Annotated in this window: 10 protein-coding genes and 1 pseudogene; 6 read left to right on the top strand and 5 right to left on the bottom strand. The window is 58.8% G+C overall.

The genetic code is table 11. From position 1 onward, the window contains the following. Window positions 1-328: 328 nt before the first annotated feature. A complete protein-coding gene (gene nagB / locus NBH12_RS07870; protein WP_052788052.1) occupies window positions 329-1,141 on the top strand; it encodes a glucosamine-6-phosphate deaminase in 813 nt (270 codons plus the stop codon). A gap of 52 nt (window positions 1,142-1,193) precedes the next feature. Continuing rightward, entirely contained in the window at window positions 1,194-2,471 is a 1,278-nt protein-coding gene (locus NBH12_RS07865; RefSeq protein WP_003830578.1) for an N-acetylglucosamine-6-phosphate deacetylase, read from the top strand. 97 nt (window positions 2,472-2,568) lie between these two features. On the opposite strand, the gene NBH12_RS07860 is transcribed toward NBH12_RS07865, so the two are convergent. After that, on the bottom strand, window positions 2,569-3,090 hold the full coding sequence (locus NBH12_RS07860; RefSeq protein WP_003830579.1) for an NUDIX hydrolase: 522 nt from the start codon (window positions 3,088-3,090) through the stop codon (window positions 2,569-2,571). Window positions 3,091-3,227: 137 nt separating this feature from the next. Further along, complete coding sequence (locus NBH12_RS07855; RefSeq protein WP_052787570.1) at window positions 3,228-4,823, bottom strand: aminopeptidase P family protein; 1,596 nt, start codon at window positions 4,821-4,823, stop codon at window positions 3,228-3,230. 587 nt (window positions 4,824-5,410) lie between these two features. Here NBH12_RS07855 and NBH12_RS07850 point away from each other — a divergent pair. Further along, complete coding sequence (locus NBH12_RS07850; RefSeq protein WP_052828592.1) at window positions 5,411-7,012, top strand: bifunctional folylpolyglutamate synthase/dihydrofolate synthase; 1,602 nt, start codon at window positions 5,411-5,413, stop codon at window positions 7,010-7,012. A 44-nt stretch (window positions 7,013-7,056) separates the two neighbouring features. Further along, a complete protein-coding gene (smc, locus tag NBH12_RS07845) occupies window positions 7,057-10,704 on the top strand; it encodes a chromosome segregation protein SMC (RefSeq protein WP_250819342.1) in 3,648 nt (1,215 codons plus the stop codon). A gap of 13 nt (window positions 10,705-10,717) precedes the next feature. On the opposite strand, the pseudogene NBH12_RS11000 reads toward smc, so the two are convergent. The 3 genes and pseudogenes from NBH12_RS11000 to NBH12_RS07820 form a co-directional block, all read right to left on the bottom strand. Next, window positions 10,718-11,120: pseudogene (locus NBH12_RS11000) on the bottom strand (GNAT family N-acetyltransferase); the annotation flags it as partial. Between the two features lie 220 nt (window positions 11,121-11,340). Next, window positions 11,341-12,348: a lipid II:glycine glycyltransferase FemX gene (locus NBH12_RS07825; RefSeq protein ID WP_052790269.1), complete on the bottom strand. Its 1,008-nt coding sequence runs from the start codon at window positions 12,346-12,348 to the stop codon at window positions 11,341-11,343. Window positions 12,349-12,408: 60 nt separating this feature from the next. Further along, on the bottom strand, window positions 12,409-13,956 hold the full coding sequence (locus NBH12_RS07820; protein ID WP_003830586.1) for a UDP-N-acetylmuramoyl-L-alanyl-D-glutamate--2,6-diaminopimelate ligase: 1,548 nt from the start codon (window positions 13,954-13,956) through the stop codon (window positions 12,409-12,411). 150 nt (window positions 13,957-14,106) lie between these two features. Here NBH12_RS07820 and NBH12_RS07815 point away from each other — a divergent pair, with 150 nt between their 5' ends. Both NBH12_RS07815 and NBH12_RS07810 read left to right on the top strand, forming a co-directional pair. Further along, entirely contained in the window at window positions 14,107-14,868 is a 762-nt protein-coding gene (locus tag NBH12_RS07815) for a sigma-70 family RNA polymerase sigma factor (protein WP_038426821.1), read from the top strand. Then, complete coding sequence (locus NBH12_RS07810) at window positions 14,865-15,173, top strand: hypothetical protein (RefSeq protein WP_003830588.1); 309 nt, start codon at window positions 14,865-14,867, stop codon at window positions 15,171-15,173. The genes NBH12_RS07815 and NBH12_RS07810 overlap by 4 nt, the downstream gene beginning before the upstream one ends. Window positions 15,174-15,243 lie beyond the last annotated feature (70 nt).

The following is a 15,243-nucleotide window of genomic DNA, read 5'->3' as shown; positions in this document are numbered from 1 at the left end:
CCTGCCTGAACGATGACTGCGCATGTGCCGTGGCGGCTGTATGTCTATATAACCACACGGTATGTGAGATTCCGCTCGGCGTTGAATCTGTTATGGAACTTCACTAATACATTCCAGTGTACTCGATTGTTCTGGTTTGGGAACGCCGAATGTCCGTACGTCCATAATTGTAAGTAGCATTAACAAATAACTGGTTAGGTTGATGCGAACATCGACATAATCGGATCGCGCATTGTGGAAAGTGACAAAGAAGTTGCCATGAACCATGATGGGCGGCTTTGGGCAGAAGCCCGTGTCTAGCGGGCCTCATGAACGGAGGAAGATACCTATGCCGGAAATCATCATTGTCAAGAACGAAACCGAAGCAGGCGAGATTTATGGCCGTTGCGTGGCCGATCTCATCAAAGCCAAGCCGAACGCAGTGCTGGGCCTGGCCACTGGCTCCAGCCCGCTGGCAGCCTATCAGGCGCTTGCCAAGATCGTACATGACGAGTCGATCGACGTCTCCCAGGTGAGTGGCTACGCGCTCGACGAATATATCGGGCTGCCGCTGACCCATCCCGAGTCCTACCATGCCACCATCCACCGTACCGTGGTGGAGCCTCTTGGCCTGGATCCGTCCAAGGTCCACGTGCCCGGTGACGTGCTCAATGGCACGCCGCTTGAGGATGGCGACAAGGTGGCGCTTGCCGGCCCTGCCTACGATCGCGCCATCGAGGCCGCGGGCGGCATCGACGTGCAGATTCTGGGTATTGGCACGGACGGCCATGTGGGCTTCAACGAGCCGGGCTCTTCGCTGGCTTCCGGTACTCGCGTCAAGACTCTGGCGGAGCAGACCCGTGTGGATAACGCGCGCTTCTTTGACAACGACATCAACCAGGTGCCGACCCACTGCATTACGCAGGGCATCGGCACGATTATGAAGGCCCGCCATCTGGTGCTACTTGCCTTCGGCGCCGGCAAGGCCGAGGCCATCGAGGAGACCGTCGAAGGCGGCGTCTCCGCATTCTGCCCGGCCTCCGCGCTGCAGATGCATCCGCACGCCACGATTATCGTGGACGAGGAGGCTGCGAGCCGCCTGCGTCACAAGGACTACTACCGCTACGCATACACCCACAAGCCGGCCTGGCAGGGCATCTGAGTTATTGGTTGGCTCCCCTCTCAAGGGGGGCAACCACGTGGAGGAATTGCATATGTCTGATAGGGAAGAAATTGTCTCCCGTGTGACGGCGGCATTGGAAGGCGCACCGGCTCCGGTGGCCATTCGCAATGCCCGCAAGGTGGATGCGCGCGGCGAACAGAGCGGGTATTGGGTCGTGTCCAACGCATCCGGTGCCATCGTGGCATCCGGTGTGGGCGATGAGGCTTTCGAACAGTATTGCGGCACGGTGGGCATCGACCCCGCTGACCGTAATGCAGTGGTGGATGCCGAAGGGCGAATCCTGACTCCTGGCTATGTGGACATTCACTCGCACGGTGCATGGGAGAAGAGCTTCGATGACGGCCCGGATGGCATCGATGTGGCTCGTGCCGGGCATGCCGTGCATGGCACGACTCGTCAGGTGCTGTCGCTGATTACCAATCCCGTGGACGTCATCTGCGGCAATATCCGCAATGTGCGCGCCAAAATGGAAGCCGGACGCCCCGATATTTTGGGATGCCATCTGGAGGGGCCTTTCCTGGCCTTGGCCCGCAAGGGTGCTCATGACCCGGAATGCCTCAAGGATCCGGTTCCTGAAATCGTGGATGAGATGCTGGAGGCCTCAGGTGCTGTCAATGGCAAGCTGGGCTGCATCCGGCAGATAACCATTGCCCCTGAATTGCCGCATGGCATTTCCGCCATCCGCCAGTTCCGCGCCGCCGGCGTGGTGCCTGCGGTGGGGCATTGTGATGCCGACTACGAGACCGCCAAGGCTGGTTTTGATGCAGGGGCCGGCATCATGACGCACATGTTCAACGCGATGAACGGCCTGCACCATCGTGAGCCGGGCCCGATTCCGGCCGCAGTGGAGGATCCTCGCGTGACCATCGAGCTGATCAACGATGGTTTCCACGTGCAGAATCCCATGGTGAAGCTTTCGTTCCGTTTCGCGCCGCATCGTACCGCCTTTGTCACTGACGCCATGGCCGCCACCGATTGCCCGGATGGCGCATACAAACTCGGTGCGCTGGACGTGAATGTGGTCGATGGTCATGCTCGTCTGGTGTCCAACGGCGCCATTGCCGGCTCCACATTATTGCTGGAGGTGGCTGTGCGTCGTGCGGTTAACGAGCTCGGCATCAGTGCTGTCGATGCGGTCGAGGCTGCGACGTTGACACCGGCAAAGGCCTTTGGCTTCAATCGGCCAAATGAGGTGACTGGTGCTCCAATCGGCCTGATTGCGCCCGGTTTTGCCGCCGACTTCAATCTTATCAATCCCGCCGACTGGACGGTCGAACAGGTTTGGTGTGCGGGGCGTAAGTTGAAATAGCTGCAATGGCAAGGCTTCGTTCCTGACCGATTAACAATGTGGGGAGCTTCCGGTGTGATACCGGAGCTCCCCACATTCATGCTGTAGCAGGATTTTACTAGTGCTGTTGCCCGTCAAATTGGAAGAGGGCATGAGCGTCGCCATGCTTTTTGTTCTCCAAATACTGGTGGAACAGTCCGAGTCGTTCCGTGGTACTTGCCGCCAGGGGAGAGGGCAGGTCATCCAGGTCGAACCAGCCCACATTGAGGCTTTCCTCATCACCGACAAATGGCTTGACATTGCCTCCCGGCTTCAAAGCGCACAGGAACGAATGATCCATGTACATGGTGTTGTCGCCATTGGCGTATGTGATTACCTTGTTGGACGAAGTAACGGCCACCAGATCGGTGACGATGGCATCGACCCCGGTCTCTTCTTTGATTTCACGAACCACGGTGTCAGCCGGCTGCTCACCCGGCTCATTGATGCCGTAGATCATCGCCCATTCGCCGGTGTCGGAACGGCGGCCGAGCAATAGTTGGCCCTGGTCGTTGAGCACGCAGCCGGTCACACCGATCAGCCAAAGCAGATCATGGCCGATTTTCTTGCGAAGTTCCAACACGAATTCTGGAGTAGGCATGTTGCCTCCCTTTTCACAATAATTGGCTCCCTCTCCGAAGGGAGCTGTCTGCGAAGCAGACTGAGGGGAGTTTACGTGAGCTGACCCTCCTCAGTCACCTACGGTGACAGCTCCCCTCAAAGAGGGAGCTGGTTTGATTACTTCGCCTGTGCGGCCTGATCGGCCATCCACTGCTCGACATCATCGATTTGCTTCGGGATGCCGGCGGAAATCCATTCGGGGCCGTTCTCGGTCATGAGCACGTCATCCTCGATGCGGATGCCGATGCCGCGATATTCCGGCGGAATCAGCAAATCATCCTCGCGGAAGTACAGACCGGGCTCGATGGTGAAAATCATGCCCGGGCGAATCGGGGCTCCCTGATAGGACTCGAATCGAGCCTGTGCGCAGTCATGCACATCAAGACCCAGATGGTGAGCCACACCACAGGCGAGCCAACGACGGTGCTGCTGTCCTTGCGGGGAGAGCGACTCCTCAACGCTCACCGGCAGCAGACCCCAGTCGTGCAGACGCTCGGCGATCACGCGCATGCAGGCGTGATGGATGTCAGAGTAGGTGGCACCCGGCTTGGCAGCCTCGAAGCCGGCCTGTTGCGAGTCCAGCACTGCCTGATACAGGCGCTTCTGGAAGTCGGTGAACTTGCCATTGGTCGGGAAGGTACGGGTGATGTCGGCCGTGTACAGGGAATCGACCTCGACGCCGGCGTCCACGAGCAGCATATCGCCGTTCTTCACCACGCCGGTGTTGCGCATCCAGTGCAGGATCGGGGCGTGGGGGCCGGAAGCCACGATGGAGTCGTAGCCGACGGCGTTGCCCAGTTCGCGGGAGACGGCGTTGAACGCACCTTCGAGGATGCGCTCGGAACGCGGCTTGTCGAGCGCAGACGGCAGCGATGCGAGCAGACGGTCAAAGCCATGCTTGGTGGCATCCACGGCTTTGCGCATCTCGTTGATCTCGTAGTCGTCCTTGACCATACGGGCCTCGGCGGCGAACTCGTGCAGCTTGTCATCGGCGGCGGAATTCTTGTCCGGGTCGGCGAAGCCGTTTGCCTCACGAATGGATTCGACCATCGAGGTGACCTGCGGGTCGGTTTCGCTGACCACGCGTACACGAACGGCTCCGGCCTCGGCTCCGACATCCTTGCCGAGCGAGTCGGCCAGCTGGGCGATGTCATGGGTTTCGATGCCGGTCATCGACTGCATTTCCTTGAGGCCTGCGCGCGGTCCCACCCAGTACTCGCCATAGTGTGCGGACATGAAGAAGTCCTCGGTGGAGTTATCTGCGCGCGGAGCCACGAACAGTTCCGGCGTATGGGTCTTACCGGCTCCGGCTTCGGGGGAGTCAGGGTCGACCGGGTTCAGCACCAGCACGGCACCGGCTTCGTAGTCGGAGCCCAGGCCCGTGTAATAGGCGAAGGTGGTATCCGGGCGGAAGGCGTAATCGCAATCATTGTTGCGTACCTTCGGCTGGCCGGCCGGAATGACCAGACGCTCGCCGGGGAATGCCTTGCCTAGCGCCTCAAGGCGGGCGGGAATGTACTTGGAGGATTCGAGCGGCTTGATTTCCGGGTCGTCGTCGGCCCAGCCGGACTTCATGAAATCCTTGAATGCGGGCGATTGCGGACGCAGCGATCGATTGTTCACGCGGTCACTCATCGACTGGTTGTCGCCGGGCGCGCTCTTGCGCTCTTCGGCCTCATATTCCTTGTCCTTGGCGGTGATCACTTCACCCATTGCCACTCTCCTATATGTAGTTGTTATCGAATCATCGATTTCCAACCTCATACTAGTCGGACATATGCATTCCTGGCATGATTGCATTCCTGGCATGATTGTGGAATGGAAGCGGAACTCGGCGCGGAATGTGGACAGACTTGTGGACATGGGCCATACTATGGGCGCAACCGTCTATTGCAATCTGCTCGTCCCTGTATATCCGGATTATCCGGCGGCATCCGTTTTCGGGATTCCGGCCTTGAACAGCTTGATGCGCAAAAGATTGCATTCCATGACATCGGTATATGTGAAATGGACTATTTCAGTTTTCCGGACACAATATGCGAGGCGGTTTCACTGAGCGCGCACGATAAACTACCCCGGCGGCTAAGATGGAGGAGCTTGGGAGAGTGCGGTTTTGCGCATGCGAAGGCATGAAGAAAGGTCGCGCGCAACCGAGTTACACAAAGCAACACATGCGGATATGTACGAACTCGTGTGGACACATACGAGCTCATACGGACACGCATAAATTCGTACGAACGCATAATGGGAACGTACGGATCAATATGAGCATCAATTGAGCGCAGAGGTCAGAAGAGTACATGTCATTCGAGCATCCGAATCGGAACAACGAGAGCATGCGGGACGTCGAACTGGATATCATGAGCCGTCCTCCGGAGCACAACACCACCAATCTGGATCTTGACCGGATGAATCTGATGCTCGATATTTTGGGCCACCCGGAGCAGTCGTTCCGTGTGATCCATGTGACCGGCACCAACGGCAAGGGCTCCACCGCGCGCATGGCCGAAGCCATCTGCCGTGCGTACGGCATGCGTACCGGCCTGTACACCTCGCCGCATCTGGAGAAGGTCAACGAGCGTATCGCCATCGACGGCCAGCAGCTTTCCGATGACGATTTCATCGACGTATGGGACCAGACCAAGGACCTCGTGGCCTTGGTGGATGCCAAAATGGAGGAACAGGGCAAGCCGAAGATGAGCTTCTTCGAAGTACTCACCGCCATGGCCATCTGGAAATTCGCCGACGCTCCCGTGGACGTGGCCGTTGTCGAGGTCGGCATGGGCGGCCTGTGGGACGCCACCAATGTGTTGAACGCGGATGCCGCGGTCATCGGCCCTGTCGACATGGACCACATGCAATGGCTGGGGGACACCGTCGAGCAGATCGCAGGCGAGAAGGCCGGCATCATCAAGCCGAACTGCACCGCCATCATCGGGCGTCAGCCGCACGAGGAAGCGGTCATGCCGATTCTTGAGGAGGCCGCCGAACGCAACCATGCCACTGTGGTGCGTGACGGTTACGAGATGACCGTGTCCGATCGCATGGCCGCGGTCGGTGGCCAGGTGGCCACTCTCACCACGCCCAATGGCACGTACGAGGGCGTGCCGATTGCCAAGTTCGGCGAGCATCAGGCGCACAATGCGCTTGCCGCGCTCGCTGCCGCCGAAGTGGTGATTCCGGTCAACGGGCCACTGGACGGCGATCTGGTGGCAGAGGCGCTGGGCTCGGTGAAGATTCCGGGCCGCATCGAGCAGATTCGTACCTCGCCGACCATCATTTTGGACGGCGGCCATAACGTCAACGCCGCCGAAGCCCTGCGTAAGGCCATCGAGGAAAGCTACGACTTCAAGCAACTGGTCGGTGTAGTCGCCATGATGCGAGACAAGCAGGTCGAAGAGTATCTTGGTGTGTTGGAGCCGATTCTCAGCTCCGTGGTAGTCACTGAGAATTCATGGCGCGAGCGCGTGATGCCGGCCGATGAGCTGGAGAAGATCGCCGTTGAGGTGTTCGGCCGTGATCGAGTCATCAAGGAGCCGAATCTGCCTGATGCCATCCAGACAGCCGTCAATATGGTCGATGCGGAAGATGAGCTGGGTGTCGGCTATGGCCATGGCGTACTCGTTTGCGGCAGCTTCGTGACTGCCGGTGATGCACGTACCATGCTTGCCGAGCATGCCAGCCCTATGATGCAGCAGGCTATGGCCATCCATCAGCCGGAGGTCGATCCCGATGATGCCACAGATGGTCACGGGGATCAGTCCGGCGCCGATACGCTTGAGGATAACGTCAGCCCCGATGATTTCGACGCATTTGACGTGCTCGGCCTCGGCGATGCGGCGAAGAACAACAATGTCGACGGTTCATCTGACCAGGACTCCAGTGCGGGCTCGGACGCCTGACATACAGTAGTCCGTAACACCCATCAACGAAAAACGGTCAAGTTATGTATCTCAAGGAACTCACCCTCCGCGGATTCAAGTCCTTTGCCTCCGCCACCGCGCTGCGTTTTGAGCCTGGCATCACGGCGGTTGTGGGTCCCAATGGTTCAGGCAAATCGAATATCGTCGACGCGCTGACTTGGGTGATGGGTGAGCAGGGAGCCAAGAACCTGAGGGGCACGTCGATGGAGGACGTGATTTTTGCCGGCACCTCCTCCCGCCCTCCACTGGGCCGCGCGCAGGTGAGTCTGACCATCGACAATTCCGATCACACGCTTGACATCGATTACACGGAAGTCACTATCTCCCGCACTATCTTCCGCAACGGTGGGTCCGAATACGCCATCAACGGTTCTCAGTGCCGCCTACTTGATATTCAGGAATTGCTTTCGGATACTGGCTTGGGCCAGCAGATGCACGTCATCGTGGGGCAGGGCCGTCTGGATGCGATTCTTAAGGCCGACCCGTCCGGCCACCGTGCGTTTATCGAGGAGGCGGCGGGAATCCTCAAGCATCGCAAGCGTAAGGAACGTGCCCTGCGCAAGCTGGCCAATACGGAGTCAAATCTCAACCGACTCGATGACTTACTGCGAGAGATTCACAGGCAGCTTGGCCCGTTGGGCCGTCAGGCGCGCATTTCTCGCCGGGCCGATGCCATTCAGGTTTCCGTACGTGACGCCCAGGCTCGCATCTATGCCGAGGATGCCCAGCGTTCGATGGCTCGCCGCGAGACGGTGCGCAAGGAACTCGGCGATGTGCGCAGTCAGCTGTCCGTTGCCCAACGCGAGCTTGCCCAGGTCAAGGTGCGCATCGAACAAGTCGAGGCGCTGAGTTCCGAATCCAGCCCGGCCATTGCCAAGACCAATCAGTATTGGCATGAATTTTCCCAGATCCGGGAGCGTCTGCATGCGCTTGCCCAGTTGGCCGAGGAACGCGGACGTTCGCTCACCGGCCAGATCGTCAGCAATTTCGGAGAAGATCCGGACATGCTGCTCAAGAGGGCCGAAGAGCTGGAGACTCAGGCTGCAGCGCAGACCAAAGCCGTGGCGGACGCCCGCATCGCACTTGATAAGGCCACCGAAGAGCGCGCCGACGATGAAAAGAAGCTCGCTTCCATCCGTCAGACCTTGACCGAGCTCCGTAAAACCGCGCAAGAGCGTGACGCCCATATCGCCAGTCTGCGTGAATTGATAGCCCGAGAGGAATCCGCCGTACAACTGGCGGACAGCCGCGCCAAGGATCATACCGGGCAGCGGGAGACGCTCGCCAAGCAGCATGATGATGCGCAGCATCAGTTGGAATCGCTGCGCAGTGAGGCGCAATCCGTGGCCGATGATGACGGTGCCGCATTGGACAAGGCCCGTGCCGCCCTGGCAGAGCGTCGCGATGTGTTGAATGAGCTGACCGATCGTCAGCGTGACGTACAGTCCAATATCATCTCGTTGCAGGCCAAAGCCGATGCGCTGTCCGACACGTTGGACAGCCGCAACGCCTCCGGATCGCTGGAACGGGACGAGCAGGTGGCATCCCTCGGGCGTCTCACCGACTTTATCCATGTGGCTGATGGTTGGGAAGAGGCCGTGGCCCACGCGCTTGACCAATATGCCAGTGCCATCGTGGTGCCGGAAACCGGCAATATGCTTCATGCCCTCGAGCGTGCCCGTGAAGACAAGCTCGGCAAAGCCGTGGTGCTGACCGCAATGCCGGCCGACGAACCATTCGCCGCTCTTGCCGATACCGATATATGCTTGGCGAACCTCGTGACGGCTAATCCCGAAGCTGCAGATAAGATACAGGCCGCGGCCTGCGTGCGCACCGTGCAGCTGCTGCTGGCCGATGTGGCCGCAGCCGAGACGGCTGATGAAGCGCAGCGTCTCGTCGCTTCCGGAAAGGCCCCACGCGCCGTCACCAAGCATGGCGAGACCTTTGCCCACGGTGTGGCCGCGGTCGGCGGATCATCGATTTCCCAGTCCGACCTGTCGCTTGCCGCCCGCAGGGACAAGGCGCTGGCCCAAGTCAAGCAGCTTGATGTCGAGGCCAATGAATTGGCCGAGCAGGTGAGCGAGGCCAAATCCAAGCGTGACGAGGCCGCCCGTCTGGTCGATCAGGAATCCGCCAAGCGCACGGAAGTCCGACTCAAGGCTCAGCAAGCGGAAAAGTCGCTGAAATCCGCCGAGGATAGGGTTGCGTCGTTCGCGCGTCAGCTTGAACAGTTGGACAAGAAAATCGCGGACACGCAAGAGAATCGTAACGAACATCAGCTGAAGCTCGATGATCTCAACCGCGCTTTGGAATCGGCGCAGCAATCCACTGACGAGCATGCCGATTTCGATGAGCTTGACGAACGCGAGCGCACACTGGAACGTGACTTGAACCTGACCCGTGAGCATGAGGTCGCCGCGAAGATTGCATGGACTGAAGCCAGTCGCAAGGGGGGGTCCCTGACCCGACAGGCCGGGCTGTTGCGCGATAATGCCAAGGAAGCCGTTGAACGTCGCGCCCGTATCGAATCGTTGAACGAGCGTCGGCGTGATCAGGCCGCCCATTTGCAAGGCGTGGCTGATGATGCGCGCGAGGTGGCCGCCATGGTGGAACGCACGCTGCAGGGCGTCGCCGCTGAGCGGGACAAGCTGCAGGAAGCGGCGTCCAGTCATGACGATGAGCTCAAAACCTTGCGCGCCCAGCGCAATGAGATTGAGCCGAAGGTCACCGATCTGACGGGCCGCGAACACGCCTTGGACGTGAATCGTGAGCGTCTGGCCGCCGAAGCCGGTCAGCTCATGCAGAAAGTGTCTGATGAGCTTGGCCTCACCTTGGAGGAACTGGTACGTGAGTATGGCCCCGATCAGCCGGTTCCGGTATTTGACGATGATGGTGATCCTGTGCCACTGGAGCATACGGATGGCGAGAGCGACGGCAATGCCGACGATGCGGCAACCGATGCCCCCGACGCCGCAGCGAACAGCGTTACGGACCCCAGCCGCTTCCAGACCGTGCCATACAACCGCCAGGAACAGCAGAAGCGACTCGACAAGGCCCGCCGCGACTTGGCTGCGCTTGGCAAGATCAACCCGCTGGCAACCGAGGAGTTCGAGGCGCTGGAAGAACGCAATAAGTACCTCAACGACCAGCGCAACGATGTGGTCAAGTCTCGTGATGATCTCATGCAGCTCATCAAGGATCTTGACTCCACCATGGTCGAGGTGTTCAAGTCCGCGTTTGACGATACCGCCGAAGCTTTTGAGAAGATGTTCGCCACACTATTCCCGGGTGGCACAGGACGGTTGCGTCTGGAGAATCCAGAGGATCTGCTCACCACGGGCGTGCTGGTCGAGGCCAGCCCGGCAGGCAAGCGCGTCAAACAGCTGAGCCTGCTCTCCGGTGGCGAGCGCTCGCTGACCGCATTGGCTCTGTTGTTCGCGATTTTCACCGCGCGCCCAAGCCCGTTCTATGTGATGGATGAGGTCGAGGCCGCGCTGGACGACGTGAACCTGACCCGTCTCATCGACGCGTTCAACGAGTTGCGTGCCCATGCCCAGCTCATCATCATCACGCATCAGCAGCGCACGATGTCAATCGCCGATGCGCTGTACGGCGTGACGATGCGAGCCGATGGCGTCACCGCTGTAGTGAGCCAGAAGCTGGACAAATAAGCCGCTCCCGGGTTTATTGGCGGAACGCTCGGCGCACACCTTGCACGGCCTGCAATGTCTTGTAGAAGACCTTCTTGAGCAGCATGTCACGGGCCGGGGCCACCGGTGTGATCGTCTCGGTGAACTTGGTCTTGAATTCGTTCAGACCCTTGAGCGATGGCGCGAAGGCAGAGCCGATACTCATCAAATCGTAATCGGTGATATCATGCGAGCCCAGCAGCATTCGGCATACAGCAGTCGATCGGTCACATGAATACGCATGGCGGCGTCGCACATGGCGGCATAATAACGCACCGCATACGAGCCTTCCACCGTAACGATGGACCAGGTCACCCTTGTCCATCGATGCGCGCGGCGAATACGCGGCAGTGTTCCGCGCCCAATGCGCCAATCATGTCGAGATAGTCTTCAATGGGCAGCGTGATATCGCAACCAGCGGCTTCTTCTTCAATATCACGAAATGTCGTTCTGGCGACAGCAAGCATAACTCCAGACTCTATGCGTCGATGTATTGATAACCATTGGTTATTGTGCGACGCTCACGTGGCAGAACGATTAGAATCTGCCCACCTAGAAGCTGGAGCTGTGCTGAATGTTTTCTGGATGACGATAGCTCGTCATCAGGGGGAAGCGAGCTTAGTGCTTGTCCGCGTTTGAGCCTTTACGCAGCTTCTGAATGAAGCGCAGCAGGCTGTAGAAACCGCGCTTGACCGGAATGTCATGGCCTGCCGCCACCGGAGTAATCTCCCGGGCGAACTTGGTCTTGAACTGGTTCAGTCCCTTCAAGGACGGTGCGAAGTCAGAGCCGATGCCCATCATGTCAAGGCTTTCCACGCCCTGCGCGCCCAGTGTGCAGAAGATGTGATAGAACATCTTGTCCGGCACGCGCAGGCGGCGTACGGCGGTGCTCATGCAGCCGTAGTAGTAGACGGCGCGATTGTCGTTCAAGGTAATCAGGCACCAGTTGACCACCTTGCCGTCGATACGGCTGACAAACAGCCGGCAGTGCTCAGGGCCAAGCTCCTGAATCATATCCTCGTAGTCCTGCTTCGGAGCAGGGGCAAAGCCGTCGCGCTTGCCGGTGTCGACCATCACGCCGTAATACTCGTCGAACGATTTGGAAGCCTGCTCGGTTTCGTCGGCGCAGGTGGCCGGGCTTTCGCGCAGGGCCTTGCGCACGTTCTGACGGCCACGCGCCACCATACGCTCAAGAATCTTGTCGTCGCCGCCGGTCAGATCAACGATCACTGTCTGGTCATACGGTACCGTGGACAGCACGCGGTAGTAGCCTTCATCGAACCATGTATCCACGCGCAGAAACACCACCTTGCGGTCGTGGGAGTGCACGGCCTTGACCAGTGCGTCCATTACCTCGTGCTCCTCCTCCTGGGAGGGCTTGGTCTTCCACACCGGACCATGCAGCGAACGCAGATAGTGGTAGCCGTGGGTCTCGTAATCGATCAGGGAGATGACCGCCACCAACTCACCATCGCGGCGAATAAGGTACGCGCCCCACGGGTGGCGTCCCGGCACCTTGGCCTGATAGCGGCCCCAGGCTTCCGTCTGCTCAATCGGCAGTACGATGCCTGCCTCTGCCGCGGCCTGTTCCATGGCCGGCAACGTGACGTGTTCCAGCGTAATCAATGATTGCTCCTTATCCTCTTGCTTTTCTTATTCCGATTGCGGGTTCAGATGGCTGGCTGATCAGTCGTTCAACAGTCCGAACAGGCGCTTGACCACATGGTCATCGCCCTCGTAAGGCGCGTGCTTGCCATCGACCTTGATCCAACGTTCTTCACCCTTGCCGATGACCAGCAGAATGGTCAGCCTGTCCGCATGGGCGTGCGCATCCTCGACTGCTTTTTCGATGGCCTTCGCACGATCGAGCTCGATATCCGAGACGACTCGAGGATTGGTGATATAACCCTGCATCTCATGAAGAATATCGATCATGCGCTCGTGCACTGTGTCTTCCGCAGTCAGAATAATGCGATCCGCATAATCCTGCGCACCCTTGATGATGCCTTCACGGCGGTCCACGGCTTTATCTCCCACGGAGCCAGTGACCACGACGACACGCGGATTGCGATCCGCGTATTTATGTGTCACGAACTCGGCCAGGGTCTTCGTGCTCACATAGTTGTGCGCATAATCTACGTACGCCACCATATTGCCGGATTCATAATGTTCCATACGCCCGGGAATATGCACATGTTCCAGAGCGCGGAAAGCCTCTGAGCCAGCTGGTACGCCGACTGCACGTGACAAAGCAATGGCGGCAGCGGCGTTGGCGGCATTGAACTCGCCTTCCAGTTCCAGCGAGAAATCGCCAATAGCCTTGCCCTGCTCCTGGAACAGGTAGCCTGAGGATGCATCCGGCAGCGCGACGAAATCGGCATGCGTGCCGTGCCCGTCCGCAGCATGCAGCGCAAAAGTGGTGACCGGTACATTCGAGGCTTGAGCATCCTGCCGAATCAAATCGGCATGATCGCAGTCGGCGCCGAGCACCAGTGTGCGGCAATTGTGTGTGATCTGCCGCTTGCAATACAGATAATCCTCGAATGTGGGGTGTTCGATGGCGCTGATGTGGTCAGGGGAAATATTGAGGAATGCCCCAGCATCGAACGTCAGGCCATACACGCGCTCCACTTTGTATGCCTGGGAGGAGACTTCCATCACCAGATACCGCATGCCGTTATTCGCGGCTTCGCGCATCATGCGGAAAGCGTCCATCGACTCGGGCGTGGTCAGGTCGGATTCTGCATATGTGTGGCCGTCCAAGCAATTGTCCACCGAAGAGAACAGTGCGGCCCTGCCGCCGGAATAGGCGTTGAGCACGGCCTGCACAAAATAGGCGGTGGTCGTCTTGCCCTTGGTGCCGGTGATGCCGATGACGGTCAGCTCATCCTGCGGGCGGCCATAGAACTCAGCGGACAGCAGGCTCATGGCCTTACGCGCATCATTGACGATCAGTCCAGGGGCGCGGGTGACGGCGGAATACTCGGTTTCGGCCATGTATGCGGCAAGTCCGGCCTGATCGATGTCCGTCAAGTAATCCGCCTTGAACCGGCCCTTGCAGCATAGCAGTGTGCCGGGAGTGACTTTGCGGGTGTCATAGGTGATGGCGGTGAACGGCTCGTCGGCGCCGGCGAGATCCGCTGCGTTGTCGGTCCAGCAATCGCCTTGGATGATTTCGCGGAGCAGATGATGTCGGTCGAGCAATTCGGCGGCCGCAGCCAAAGTCAAAGCCATAAATCTTTTCTCCCTATTCCTAGCCGATTAGCCATTCTACAGGGCGGTCATGCCGTGGCGTGGCTCACATGTCATCAGCCACGATATGGGCACAAGATTTGGCTAGAATGGAGAATTGTGACGACAAGCGAAGCAACAGTGCATACCGGGATGCCGGCCGAAGCCGGGGAATCCATGGCGGCTAAGCGCGCTCGTTTCGAGCAGCTCGCCATGCCCGCCGTCAACACGCTCTATCGTCAGGCCATGAGGCTGACCAACAACCCCGACGATGCGCAGGATCTGGTGCAGGATACGTTCGAGCGCGGGTTCAAGGCGTTTGATTCCTTCCAGCCTGGATCGAACTTCGAGGCATGGATGACGACCATCGAACGAAACGCGTATTTCAACCAGTACGCCAAGGCCAAACGACGTCCGCAACGCGCCAACGATTCGACCGGCGAATATGATGACTGGGACATCTACGATGCTTCCGAACATACTTCAGATGGGTTGAAATCTGCCGAACAGGAATATCTGGATGCCTTTGCTCCGGAAGAGATCATGGCTGCGCTCGCCAAATTGTCTCCAGAACGTCGGCAAGTGTTCATCGATGCCGCCATCGACGGCAAGTCCTATCAGCAGGTGGCTGACGAGCAAGGGGTGAAAATAGGCACGGTGATGAGCCGGTTGAACCGTGCACGTACACAACTGAAACGGGAACTTGCCTCATATGCCAAGGATCGCGGATACATTACCGGTTCACCATCCGCGAAGTTGGGCGAAAACGTTGGTCAAACCGTGGAACACGTCCATAATGGAACTAGTGAACATACTGTTGACAGCGATGACGCCGCGCAAACCATCACGGATACGGTAGCACGCGCTCGCATGCTTCGACAGTCTCGTAAGCCTCAGGGAAATGAGATGCGATGAACGACCAGCCGACAGAGCATACCCGTCACATCTCCATAACCCGTACTTCGTCCGATGGCACGGTCAGCCAGACGGAAGTGCACATTACTGCAGTACATCATCGTGATGATGAGACTGGAACGGCATCGGCTGACGTGCATATCGTGGCCGAGGGTGACTGTTTTGACCCCAGTACGTGTTGCGATGCGCGCGAACAGGCTCTGATTGCCGCGATGCGCGCCTACCTGCGGCCGGATGTGGCTCCTGAATGCCTCATGGCCCGTCTGAAAGCCACGCTCGACCATTGCTGCGGCGAGGACAAATGATGTGAGAGATATATATGAAAAGGCCCGTCTGATTGCTCAGACGGGCCTTTTGCGTTTATATCAAACGCGA

It is taken from the genome of Bifidobacterium sp. M3-N-101 (assembly GCF_023656805.1).
Taxonomy (GTDB): Bacteria; Actinomycetota; Actinomycetes; order Actinomycetales; family Bifidobacteriaceae; genus Bifidobacterium; species Bifidobacterium breve.
The sequence above is the reverse complement of the archived record's forward strand: the minus strand, read 5'-3'. Positions and strand labels throughout refer to the sequence as shown.